The organism is Thermobifida cellulosilytica TB100, assembly GCF_001517975.1.
Lineage (GTDB): Bacteria > Actinomycetota > Actinomycetes > Streptosporangiales > Streptosporangiaceae > Thermobifida > Thermobifida cellulosilytica.
In genome coordinates this window covers 448,006-459,825 of sequence record NZ_KQ950180.1, presented here as the reverse complement: position 1 = coordinate 459,825, position 11,820 = coordinate 448,006, and the positions used below count along the sequence as shown (strand labels likewise).

The following is an 11,820-nucleotide window of genomic DNA, read 5'->3' as shown; positions in this document are numbered from 1 at the left end:
CCGCCGCCGGACTGGCCCTGCTCCGGGCCGGACTCGCCACGGGGCCCGCGGCCTGCCTGGCCGCGCACCGCAGGCCCGCGCCGCCGTACGCGGCGGGGCCGGCCGCGGCGGCGCTGGGCGCGACCGCCATGATCGACGTCAGCGACGGGCTGGTGCAGGACCTCGGCCACATCGCCGCGGCCTCCGGCGTGCGGGTGGACCTGCGGAGCGCGGCCCTGCGCCCCCACCCCGCCCTGGTGGAGGCGGTCGAGGCGCTCGCCCGGGCCGGAGCCTCCCCCCGCTCCCCGCTCGACCACATGCTCGCCGGGGGAGAGGACCACGCGCTGGTCGCCGCCTTCCCCGCCGGGACCGCGCTGCCTCCCGAATGGACCGTCATCGGTACGGTGGCCGAAGGAAACGGAGTCACCGTGGACGGAACCGCGCCAGAACTTCCCGGATGGGATCATTTCAGGTAGAACACCGGACAACGGCGGTCAGTCATACGGAGGACGCCCAAGAACGCGAATCCGGTTTTGAGAGACTGGTCGCGCTAAGCTCTGGCGACCGGCGACTCGTCCACCAGCGGAGACCCCCGGCGGGAGCTGGCCGGTCGGATCCTCGGAAAGGCGCGAAAACCTATGCGGAGGCAGGGGCTGAGACGGGAGCAACGCGGCGCGCACCGTGCGGAGGCTCCCGGCAGCGGTCCGCTGGCCGCGGTCCGCAACCTGCTGGGCAGCACCGTGCCCAAGCGCGTGCCCCCGCCGCGGCCGCTGCGCATCATCGTGGTCTCCGGGGCGATCGTCGCCGGCCTGCTGTTCAGCTACAGCACCACCCAGATCTACCTGCGCTTCGCCGAACCGAACCAGGAGCCGCCCGTCCCGGGCGTCACCGCGTCGGCCTCGCCGGGGACCGGCGGCCGCAACACGCAGGCCGCCGCCTCCACCCAGGTGGACATCGCGGTGGGAGGCAGCGAGGAGGACCCCGAGACCGACGACGGAGCCGCGCCCGAGGACGAGGGGCGCGACAGGAGCGACGGGGCCGGGCAGGAGAACCGGGACGGAGGCGACGGCGCGCGCCAGCCCGCGCCGGTGCCGCAGAGCGGAACCGGCACGCTGCGGGTCTCCTACCAGAAGACCGTCTACGACGACAGCAACTTCATGGGGCACCTGACCATCACCAACACCGGCAGCGGCGTCCTGGAGGGCTGGGAGCTGCGGGTCGGCTTCAGCGACGCTCAGGTGACCTCGGCCTGGGGGACCGAGTGGGAGTCGACCCAGGACGGCTTCATCGCGCGCCAGCCCTCCTGGGAGAGCGGCATCCCCCCGGGGCAGTCGACCACCGTCAGCTTCACCGCGCAGGGCAGCAGCCACACCCCCGAGAGCTGTTCTCTCAACGGCGCGTCCTGCTCCCTGTGACCCCCGCGCCTCCCGGAGGGCGGACGGGCCGCAGACAGCGGTCGAGCGCCACGACGGTTCGTCTGTGGCGCTCGACGGCGGTCGCGCACGCGGGGTGCGGCGGACAGGTTTTCAGGAACGCTCGACCTTGCCCGCCTTGAGGCAGGAGGTGCACACGTTCAGCCGCTTCGGCGTACCGCCCACGCGGGTGCGGACGGTCTGGATGTTCGGGTTCCAACGGCGGCGGGTACGACGGTGCGAGTGCGAGATACGGTTCCCGAACCCCGGTCCCTTGCTGCAGATGTCACAGACGGAAGCCACGGCAACTCCATTCACGCGCTCGGGCCGGCTGTGCTCGCACGCACGTCGATGACCCGAGAGAGGTCTGATGGGCAAGCAGGTCGGCGCTGGGCGCCAACCGTCGAAGCGTACCCGAAGACGAAGCGGATCCACTGAGCCAGGGGACCCGCGCCCTCGGACGAACACCGGATTCTCAACCGGAACGGGAGATCCGGCCCCAGGAAGTCCCCCGCTGAGGAGCCGTCCCAAGATAATCGCTCCACCAAGTATAGCCCCGCGGTCGTCCGTAAGATGCCACCGTGGCGGGCCGCGCGGGCGGGGACGCGGCCCGGGGAAGCCGGGGGAAGAGGCATGACAGACCTGAACGAGCCGCTGAAGGTCATCGGCGAGCGGACCGCGAAGGTCCTGGCCTCCGCGCTGGACCTGCACACCGTCGGCGACCTGCTGCGGCACTACCCCCGGCGCTACGACCGCCGCGGCGAGCTCACCGACCTGGCCGGGCTGGTCGAGGGCGAGCAGGTCACCGTGGTCGCCGAGGTCCTCAGGGGCGTCACCAGGCCGATGCGCAACCGGCGCGGCTCCATCTTCGAGGCCACCGTCACCGACGGCAGCGGCCAGTTGTCCCTGCTCTTCTTCCACCGCGCCGGATGGCACCGCGACCGGCTGCAACCCGGACGGCGCGGACTGTTCGCCGGCAAGGTCTCCGTCTACCGGGGCCGCCGCCAACTGGCCCACCCCGAGTACGAGCTGTTCGAGACCGAGGACGGCGCCGAGGAGCGGGCCCGCGCCTACGCCGACGCGCTCATCCCCATCTACCCGGCCGCGGAGAAGGTCACCTCGTGGGCGATCGCGAAGGCCGTGGCCACCGTGCTGGGCATGCTGGGCGACCTGCCCGACCCGCTGCCCGAGGAGCTGCGCAGGCGGCACCGCCTCGTCGGACTGGCCGAGGCCTACCGGCTCCTGCATACCCCCCGGGACTGGGACGACGTGAACGCGGCGCGCAAGCGGCTCAAGTGGGACGAGGCGTTCGCGGTGCAGGTGGCGCTGGCCCGGCGGCGGCGCGCGGCCCAGCAGCAGCCCGCCCGGCCGCGCCCGCGCGTCCCCGGTCGGCTGCTGGACGCCTTCGACGCGAACCTGCCCTTCACCCTCACCGAGGGGCAGCGCGAGGTCGGCGAGGTGATCGCCGCGGACCTCGCCTCCGAACACCCCATGCACCGGCTGCTCCAGGGCGACGTCGGCGCGGGCAAGACCCTGGTCGCGCTGCGCGCCATGCTCCAGGTGGTGGACGCCGGAGGGCAGGCGGCGCTGCTCGCCCCCACCGAGGTGCTCGCCCAGCAGCACCAGCGGTCCATCACCGCGATGCTCGGTCCGCTCGCCCGGGCCGGGCAGCTCGACGGGGCCGAGCACGCCACCCGGGTGGCCCTGCTCACCGGCTCGCTGGGGGCGGCGGCCCGCCGCGAGGCGCTGCTGGACGCCGCCTCGGGCCGGGCGGGCATCGTCATCGGCACCCACGCCCTGCTCCAGGAGCAGGTCTCCTTCGCCGACCTCGGCCTGGTCGTCGTGGACGAGCAGCACCGCTTCGGGGTGGAGCAGCGCGACGCGCTGCGCGACAAGTCCGCCGACGGTCGGCCGCACGTCCTGGTCATGACCGCCACCCCGATCCCGCGCACCGTGGCCATGACCGTCTACGGCGACCTCGACGTCGTCGCGCTCAGGCAGCTTCCGGAGGGGCGCTCGCCCGTGGCCACCCACGTGGTCCCCGCCCGGGACAAGCCGCACTACCTGGCCCGCGCCTGGGAGCGCATCCGCGAGGAGGTCGCCCAGGGACGGCAGGCCTACGTCGTCTGCCCGCGCATCGACGGGGACGGGGAGGAGCCCGAGGAGGCCGGGCAGCTCGTCCCCGACGCCGAGGCCGGGGTACAGGGGCGGCGCGCCCCGCTGGCCGTGGTCGACCTGCTCGCGGAGGCGGAGCAGGGGCCGCTGCGAGGGCTGCGGCTGGCGGCGCTGCACGGCCGCCTCGCCCCCGACGACAAGGACAAGGTCATGCGGGCCTTCGCCGCGGGCGAGATCGACGTGCTGGTCGCGACCACCGTGGTCGAGGTCGGGGTGAACGTCCCCAACGCCACGGTGATGATGATCATGGACGCCGACCGGTTCGGCGTCTCCCAACTGCACCAGTTGCGCGGCCGGGTGGGCCGGGGCAGCCTGCCGGGCCTGTGCCTGCTGGTCACCGAGGCCGAGGAGGGCAGTCCCGCGCGGCGGCGGCTGGACGCGGTGGCCTCCACCACCGACGGCTTCGAGCTGTCCCGGCTGGACCTGGAGCAGCGCCGGGAGGGCGACGTGCTGGGCGCGGCCCAGTCCGGCCGCAGCGCCACCCTGCGGATGCTCACCGTCACCCAGCAGCAGGACGAGGAGATCATCGGCCGGGCCCGGGAGGAGGCGACCGCCCTGGTCGAGGCCGATCCGGAGCTGGCCGACCACCCCGTGCTGGCCCGGGCGCTGGACGAGCTCCTCGGCGACGACCGCGCGGAGTACCTGGAGAAGGCGTGACCGGCCCCGCCGCGTCCCGCGCCCGGCAGGCCCCGGGGCGGGATGCGGCGGGGCGCAAAAAACCGCTGTGTCCGAAGTCACCCCGGATTTTTTTCCGGCTGCCGACGGGCGGGCTCCCTCCGGCGACGCCCTAGGGTTGACGCGCAGGACCGCACGGACGAGGAGCACACGACGAGATGACCCGCATCATCGCCGGTGTCGCGGGAGGGCGCCGGATCGCCGTCCCCGAGGGCCGCACCACCCGGCCCACCAGCGACCGGGTACGCGAGGCCCTGTTCGCCTCGGTGCTGTCCGACCTCGGCTCCCTGGCCGGGCTGCGGGTGCTGGACCTGTACGCGGGCTCGGGCGCGATCGGCCTGGAGGCGCTCTCCCGCGGTGCCGAGCACGCGCTGCTGGTGGAGGCGGACCGGCGCGCCGCCGCGGTCATCCGCCGCAACATCGTCCGGACCGGTCTGTCGGGGGCGCGGCTGGTGGTGGACCGGGTGGAGCGGGTAGTGGAGCGGGGACCGGACGGCGGCCCCTACGACCTGGTGGTCGCCGACCCGCCCTACGCGGTCGGAGAGCAGGAGGTCACCGCGGTGCTGGCGGCGCTGCGCGGCCGCGGCTGGCTGGCCGCCGGGGCGCTGGTCGTCGTGGAGCGGTCCTCACGCGGCGACACCCTGCGCTGGCCCGACGGGTACCTGGAGGCCAAGTCGCGTAAATACGGTGAAGCACGCCTTTGGTACGGTCACGCCGCGAGCCTCTCCGACCAGGGCTGACCCGCTGGGCAGAATCCTGTGGTATCGGCTCGCCGACCCGCAGGCAAGTCAGAGAGGAGCGGACCCGTGCGCCGTGTCGTCTGCCCCGGATCGTTCGATCCCGTCACCAACGGCCACATCGACATCATCCGTCGGGTGGCCCGGCAGAACGAGGAAGTCATCGTCGCGGTCCTGGTGAACGTCAACAAGAAGGGGCTTTTCACGGCGGATGAGAAGCTCGACATGCTCCGGGAGGCCACCAAGGAGTTCGACAACGTCACGGTGGCCAAGTTCGACGGACTGCTCGTCGACTTCTGCCGGGCCAACGACGTCTCCGCCATCGTGCGCAGTCTGCGCTCGGTCAGCGACTTCGACTACGAGTTGCAGATCGCGCAGATGAACTACCAGCTCGCGGGGGTGGACACGCTGTTCCTCACCGCCAATCCCAAGTACTCGTTCCTCAGCTCCAGCCTGGTCCGCGAGATCGCGCAGTACAACGGGGACGTGAGCGCGCTGGTCCCGCCCTACGTGGAGGAGCGGCTGCGCGTCAAGTACGCCGAGCTGGCCGCGCGCCGGGGGTGACGGCGGCGCGGGATGCGGCGATTTGGGACGGGGGATCCCCGCCGGTAGAATCGGTGATTGGCCTGTCTCCGCGGTCGTGTCCGCGGGTCGGTCGGGCGGTCGGCGACCGGCCGCCGCCGTGGTCAGTCCTCGCTTCCGCCTCGCGTGGGAGCCGTCTCAACTGAAAGCGCGATCACCCTGTCTCGTCTAGACTCCCGTTCTCCGCTCGTGGTCGACACCCGGCCGCTGGGCAGGCAAGCCGGTTCGATGCGGACCGAGGACCGCGTCGTCCCCGCGCCCGAGTCGTTGGCCGTGGGCATGGCCAGCGTGCCCGAGGGCAGTGACGTCGAGCTGTTCCTGCGGCTCGAGGCCGTGATGGACGGTGTGCTCGTGACCGGTGAGGCGCGCACCCGGTACGCCGCCGAGTGCTCGCGCTGCCTCGACCCGGTCTCCGAGGAGTTGGCGGTCGACTTCCAGGAGCTGTTCCGCTACCCGTCGGACGACGGGTACGGTCCCGTGGACGAGGCGGACACCGGCGACGAGGATGAGGACTACTATCTTGAGGGCGATCTGCTCGACCTCGAGCCGGTGGTCCGCGACGCGGTGGTGCTCGCACTGCCGCAGTCGCCGCTGTGTCGGGACGACTGCCCCGGCCTGTGCGTGGAGTGCGGCGTCAAACTGGCCGACGCCGGTCCCGGGCACAGCCACGGCGAGAGTCTCGACCCCCGGTGGGAGGCGTTGCGTCGGCTGCGCGAGGAGTCCGAAGAGAGCTGAACGCACCACCGGCGGACGTCGGGCGGTTCGGCCGGCGAAGCCCAGCAACTCGGTGCTCCCCGTACCGGGTCCTTCCCTCCGCAACGGCGGCGGGGCGACCAGGAGCACGAGTGCCCCCGCGCTCGCGGGGGGTGACCCAGCAAAGTGAGCTCCCGCGAGCGCGGGGGTGACCCAGGAGGATTGAAGTGGCCGTCCCGAAGCGGAAGATGTCGCGGAGCAACACTCGCATCCGTCGTTCCCAGTGGAAGGCGTCGCGTCCGGTGCTGATCAGTTGCCCGCGCTGCCGCGACCCCAAGCTCCCGCACGTCGCCTGCCCCACGTGCGGCACCTACAACAACCGCCAGGTCATCAGCCCGGCGTGACAGCGCGAAGGCGGGTCCGAGAGCCTGGTCGGACCCGCCGTTCGTACGCCTGCGAGCGGTCCACGGACCCGGGGCGGGCGTCTTCCAGAGCGGTTCGGGAACTCCCGAGGTCGTGGTGGTCGCCGTGCCCATTCCGCGACGTCCACCTCGCCTTCGAGCGTTCCTGACCGGACCGTGGCCCCCAGTCTCCGTATCCGATCCGAACGGTCAGTCAGTTCTGCGGCGGCCCCGCCCTGCGGGGTCCCCGCACGGTCCGTACAGGATGTGAATCCGATGGGAACGCAGATCTCCGAGTCCGAAGCCCGCGATTTCCAGCAGACGGTCGGGATCGAGGTCGCCCCCGACATTCTCACGCGCGCCCTCACCCACCGCTCCTACGCCTACGAGAACGGCGGCCTGCCCACCAACGAGCGGCTGGAGTTCCTCGGCGACTCCGTGCTCGGCCTGGTGGTCACCGACACCCTCTACCGCACCCACCCGGACCTCCCCGAGGGGCAGCTCGCCAAGCTGCGTGCCGCGGTGGTCAACATGCGGGCGCTCGCCGACGTGGCCCGCGGGCTGGGGATCGGCCGCTACGTGCGGCTGGGCCGTGGCGAGGAGGCCACGGGCGGCCGGGACAAGTCGTCGATCCTGGCCGACACCCTGGAGGCCCTGATCGGGGCCGTCTACCTGGACCGCGGCCTGGACGAGGCGTCCGCGCTGGTCCACCGCCTGTTCGACCCGCTGATCGCCCGGGCCTCCGGACTGGGCGCGGGCCTGGACTGGAAGACCTCCCTCCAGGAGCTCACCGCCGCCGAACTGCTCGGCGTGCCCGAGTACCTGGTCGAGGAGAGCGGTCCGGACCACCAGAAGACCTTCCGCGCCACGGTGCGGGTCGCCGGCCAGACCTACGGCTCGGGCGAGGGCCGCAGCAAGAAGGAGGCCGAGCAGCAGGCCGCCGAGTCCGCGTGGAAGGCCATCCGGGCCGCCTCCCAGCAGGACAGCGCGCAGGAGAGCTGACGGGATGCCGGAGCTGCCCGAGGTCGAGGTGGTGCGGCGCGGCCTGGAGAAGTGGGTCGTCGGCGCCTCCCTCGGCGAGGTCGCGGTCCTGCACCCGCGTGCGGTACGGCGCCACGCGCCGGGGGCGGCGGACTTCGCCGCGCGTCTGACGGGGCGCGCGGTCACCGCGGCGCGGCGCCGCGGCAAGTACCTCTGGCTGCCCCTGGACTCCGGGGAGGCGCTCCTGGCCCACCTGGGGATGAGCGGACAGCTCCTGGTCCAGCCCCGCACCGCGGCGGACGAGCGGCACCTGCGGGTGCGGATGCCGCTGGAGGCGCGGCCGGGCGACGCCCCCGGCACCCCCCGGGAGCTCCGCTTCGTCGACCAGCGCACCTTCGGCCACCTGCTGGTGGACCGGCTGGTCGACGACGGCGCGGGGGAGGGGCTGCCCTCCGCGGTGGCGCACATCGCCCGCGACCCCCTGGACCCGGCCTTCGACGACGACGCGTTCGCCGCGGCGCTGCGCCGCAGGCGCACCGGCCTCAAACGGGCGCTGCTGGACCAGACGCTGGTCAGCGGCATCGGCAACATCTACGCCGACGAGGCGCTGTGGATGGCCCGGCTGCACTGGGCCAGCCCTGCCGAGACGCTGCCGCGCCCCCGCGTCGACGAGCTGCTCGCGGCGGTCCGCGAGGTGATGACCGCGGCACTGGCCCAGGGCGGGACGTCCTTCGACAGCCTCTACGTGAACGTCAACGGGGAGAGCGGCTACTTCGAGCGCAGCCTCAACGCCTACGGGCGCCGCGACCGTCCGTGCGCCCGCTGCGGCACGCCGATCCTGAGGGAGACGTTCATGAACCGCTCGTCGTACAGTTGTCCGCGGTGCCAGCCGAAACCGCGCCGCGCACGCGCGTGACCCCCTTTTTCCCGTGCGGCGGACCGGACGCGAGAGGGTAGCCAATGGGTGACATTCGTCTGACCGCGTGGGTGCGCGGACGCGTGCAGGGTGTGGGGTTCCGGTGGTGGGTGCGGGCACGCGCTCTGGAACTGGGACTCACCGGAGCCGCAACGAACCTGGTAGACGGCAGGGTCGAGGTGGTCGCCGAAGGCGACCGCGCCGCCTGCGAACGGCTGCTCGCGCTGTTGCGCAGCGGGCAGACGCCCGGCCGTGTCGATTCGGTGATTGAGCGTTGGACAAACCATAGGGGTTCTTTCACCGGTTTCGAGGAGCGGTGAGTATCCTGGATATGAGGACGCGATTCGCGTGAGATCCCGGCGTGCGACCCACGGCCGTTCCGCTCCGGAGGGACAACCCCCTCCACGGCGAACCACGCAGTGCACCACCCAGGGGATCACCGACGAATCGTGGAACCTCGCATGCCCGAACGGCGCTGGCGCGCACAGCCGTCGTCGGCTTTCCGATCCAATTTCTTGACCGACGGCACGCACGGTGAGACGCTGGAAGGTACATAACGCGCTTATCCACGTTCACACCGGGGTGACTCGGAGGGATTCCCGGTACCCGGTCGTGTTCTCGTTCCCGCGCGCATTTCCGTCAGGTCACTCAGTGTGGAGGACCCGCATCATGGCAAAAGCTCTGTTCGGTCACGTCGGAGGCCCGGACCCCCGTATGGTCCAGGAACTGCGGCGCCTGCAGAAGCGAGTACGCGACCTCGAGGACGAGATCGTTCGACTCCAGGCCCAGAACGACCGGCTTTCCGAGACGCTCACGGACGTCACTGTCCCCACCTCCGAGCGCGAGCCGGCTCTGGCCTGACGCGGTTCCCTCAGCGCTGCGCGCATCCCGGCATCCGAAGGGCGCCTGCGAATACCGTCGTGCCGCCTGGCGCCCCGCGGACCGCGGGGGTGGACGCTGACCGCTGAGAAGATTTCTCTTTCCATTGGGATTATCGAGGGTTTACCCACGGACCCCTGGCGATAACCCCGAAAGATCAAATTCCTCCCGCAGTCGCGACACGGTCGGTCCGGTGGGGCCCGCCGTATCGGGACCGGACAGCCATGTCGCGACGGGGGAGAGGCGACCCGGCGATTTCCCGCCGCCTGCGTCCTCATGCCCGAAAACGGGCTTGCCCGCTTTTCGGCATGCCCGAAAAAGGGCGGCGCGCCATTGGGGGACGTCCCGGCCGCCGCGGTCGACCCGGCTCCGTCGTGACACCGTGACCTGCCCGGCGCGGGGCGGGGTCACGGTGGACCGGAAGCGTGCCGTCCACCTCGCAGAACGTGGCACTCTTGACCACGGACGATGTTGTCGGGAGGCCGCGGAGGTGGCGCGCGACCGTGTACCTGAAAACGCTCACGCTGCGCGGATTCAAGTCCTTCGCGTCGGCCACCACCCTCCGCTTCGAGCCCGGCATCACCTGCGTGGTGGGCCCCAACGGGTCCGGCAAGTCCAACGTGGTCGACGCCCTGGCGTGGGTCATGGGCGAGCAGGGCGCCAAGACCCTGCGCGGCGCCAAGATGGAGGACGTCATCTTCGCGGGGACGTCCTCCCGTCCCCCGCTCGGCCGTGCCGAGGTCAGCCTCACCATCGACAACACCGACGGCGCCCTGCCCATCGACTACTCCGAGGTCACCATCAGGCGGACCATGTTCCGCAACGGGGGCTCCGAGTACGCCATCAACGGCGACACCTGCCGCCTGCTCGACATCCAGGAGCTCCTCAGCGACTCGGGCATCGGCCGCGAGATGCACGTCATCGTCGGCCAGGGCCAGCTCGACACCGTCCTGCACGCGGGACCGGAGGAACGGCGCGCGCTCATCGAGGAGGCCGCCGGAATCCTCAAGCACCGCAAACGCAAGGAGAAGGCGCTGCGCAAGCTCTCCGCGATGCAGGGCAACCTGGACCGGGTCAGCGACCTGGCCGCCGAGCTGCGCCGCCAGCTCAAACCCCTGGGGCGCCAGGCCGAACTGGCCCGCCGGGCCGCCGTCATCCAGGCCGAACTGCGCGACGCCCGGCTCCGCCTGCTCGCCGACGACATCGTCACCCTGCGCGAGGCCCTGGCCAAGGAGGAGGCCAACGAGGCCGCGGTCCGGGAACGCCGCGCCGCCGCGGAGCAGGCCCTGGCCCAGGCCCAGGAGCGCGAGGCGCTCCTGGAGCAGGCCGACGCCGAGGCGGCCCCGCTGCTCACCCGGGCGCAGGAGACCTACCACGCGCTGTCCCGGCTCAAGGAGCGGCTCAGCGCGGTCGCGAGCCTGGCCACCGAGCGCCACCGCAACCTCACCGCGGCCGGGGAGGAGGAGCGCCGCGGCCGCGACCCCGAGGAGCTGGAGCGCGAGGCCGAGGAGGTGCGCGCCCAGGAGGAGGAGTTGCAGGCCCGCCTGGACGCCGCGCGCACCGAACTGAAGGGCATCGTCTTCGAGCGGGCCGAGGCCGAGGCGGCCCTGCGCGACGAGGAGCAGCGCATCGCCGCGGCCGCGCGGGCCGCCGCCGACCGCCGCGAAGGGCTGGCCCGGCTCCGCGGCAAGGTGGAGGCGCTGCGCAGCAGGCTGGAGGCCGGGCAGGCCGAGATCGAACGGCTCGACCAGGCCGCGGCGGAGGCCCGGCGGCGCGCGGCCGCGGCGCAGCAGGAGTTCGAGGAGGCCAGGGCCGAGGCCGCAGGCCTGGAACTGGGCGACAGCGAACTGGACGAGGTCTACGAGCAGGCCCGCGAGGAGCTGGCCGCGGCGGAGGCCCGGCTCAACGAGCTGCGGGACGCCGAACGGACCGCCGAACGCGAACGCGCCGCCCTGGAGGCCCGCCGGGACGCGCTCCAGATGGGCCTGGAACGCCGGGACGGCGCCGCCGCGCTGCTCGCCTCCGACGGGGAGGCCCCCGGGGTGCTCGGCACCCTCGCCGCCCTGCTCGACGTCGAGCCGGGCGACGAGACCGCGATCGCCGCGTCCCTGGGAGCGGCCTCCGAAGCGGTCGTGCTCGACACCCACGAGGCCGCCCGGGCCGCCCTCGAACTGCTCAAGAAGCGCGACGCGGGACGCGCCGGCATCGTCGTCGCGGACACGGGCGCCGCCGCGCCGCCGCGGCCCCGGGCCGAACCGCCGCCGGGCGCCCGCCACGCCCTGGACTCCGTCACCTGCCCGCAGGAGCTGCGCGCCGCGGTGACCGCGCTGCTCGCCGACACCGTGCTCGTCCCCGACATGGCCGCGGCCGCCCGGGTGCTCGCCGAACGG

At 72.6% G+C, this 11,820-nt stretch carries 12 protein-coding genes and 1 pseudogene; 12 read left to right on the top strand and 1 reads right to left on the bottom strand.

All coding sequences use genetic code 11. The annotated features are described in order from the left end of the window. Positions 1 to 455, top strand: a pseudogene (locus tag AC529_RS20725) (thiamine-phosphate kinase); the annotation flags it as partial. Between the two features lie 162 nt (positions 456 to 617). Then, a complete protein-coding gene (locus AC529_RS01940) occupies positions 618 to 1,394 on the top strand; it encodes a cellulose binding domain-containing protein (protein ID WP_083947863.1) in 777 nt (258 codons plus the stop codon). A 111-nt stretch (positions 1,395 to 1,505) separates the two neighbouring features. Here AC529_RS01940 and rpmB read toward each other — a convergent pair whose 3' ends face one another. Beyond that, positions 1,506 to 1,694, bottom strand: coding sequence for a 50S ribosomal protein L28 (rpmB, locus tag AC529_RS19340; protein WP_083947862.1), 189 nt, complete (start codon positions 1,692 to 1,694; stop codon positions 1,506 to 1,508). Positions 1,695 to 2,024: 330 nt separating this feature from the next. Between rpmB and recG the strand changes: the two genes are divergently transcribed. From recG to AC529_RS01895, 10 genes are all read left to right on the top strand, one after another. Continuing rightward, complete coding sequence (gene recG, locus AC529_RS01935; protein WP_068753197.1) at positions 2,025 to 4,223, top strand: ATP-dependent DNA helicase RecG; 2,199 nt, start codon at positions 2,025 to 2,027, stop codon at positions 4,221 to 4,223. Positions 4,224 to 4,399: 176 nt separating this feature from the next. Further along, a complete protein-coding gene (gene rsmD / locus AC529_RS01930; protein ID WP_068753196.1) occupies positions 4,400 to 4,981 on the top strand; it encodes a 16S rRNA (guanine(966)-N(2))-methyltransferase RsmD in 582 nt (193 codons plus the stop codon). 66 nt (positions 4,982 to 5,047) lie between these two features. After that, positions 5,048 to 5,542: a pantetheine-phosphate adenylyltransferase gene (coaD, locus tag AC529_RS01925; protein WP_068753195.1), complete on the top strand. Its 495-nt coding sequence runs from the start codon at positions 5,048 to 5,050 to the stop codon at positions 5,540 to 5,542. Positions 5,543 to 5,749: 207 nt separating this feature from the next. After that, positions 5,750 to 6,295, top strand: a complete 546-nt coding sequence (locus tag AC529_RS01920; protein ID WP_068753194.1) for a YceD family protein — start codon at positions 5,750 to 5,752, stop codon at positions 6,293 to 6,295. 185 nt (positions 6,296 to 6,480) lie between these two features. After that, on the top strand, positions 6,481 to 6,657 hold the full coding sequence (gene rpmF / locus AC529_RS01915) for a 50S ribosomal protein L32 (RefSeq protein ID WP_068753193.1): 177 nt from the start codon (positions 6,481 to 6,483) through the stop codon (positions 6,655 to 6,657). Positions 6,658 to 6,930: 273 nt separating this feature from the next. Continuing rightward, on the top strand, positions 6,931 to 7,656 hold the full coding sequence (gene rnc / locus AC529_RS01910) for a ribonuclease III (RefSeq protein ID WP_068753192.1): 726 nt from the start codon (positions 6,931 to 6,933) through the stop codon (positions 7,654 to 7,656). A gap of 4 nt (positions 7,657 to 7,660) precedes the next feature. Further along, complete coding sequence (mutM, locus tag AC529_RS01905) at positions 7,661 to 8,551, top strand: bifunctional DNA-formamidopyrimidine glycosylase/DNA-(apurinic or apyrimidinic site) lyase (RefSeq protein WP_068753191.1); 891 nt, start codon at positions 7,661 to 7,663, stop codon at positions 8,549 to 8,551. A 44-nt stretch (positions 8,552 to 8,595) separates the two neighbouring features. After that, on the top strand, positions 8,596 to 8,871 hold the full coding sequence (locus AC529_RS19335; protein WP_083947861.1) for an acylphosphatase: 276 nt from the start codon (positions 8,596 to 8,598) through the stop codon (positions 8,869 to 8,871). Between the two features lie 349 nt (positions 8,872 to 9,220). After that, positions 9,221 to 9,412 (top strand): hypothetical protein, encoded by a 192-nt coding sequence (locus AC529_RS01900; protein WP_068753190.1) that lies wholly within the window; start codon positions 9,221 to 9,223, stop codon positions 9,410 to 9,412. A gap of 521 nt (positions 9,413 to 9,933) precedes the next feature. Further along, a partial coding sequence (locus AC529_RS01895) for a chromosome segregation SMC family protein (RefSeq protein WP_157080074.1) occupies positions 9,934 to 11,820 on the top strand: 1,887 nt, incomplete at its 3' end.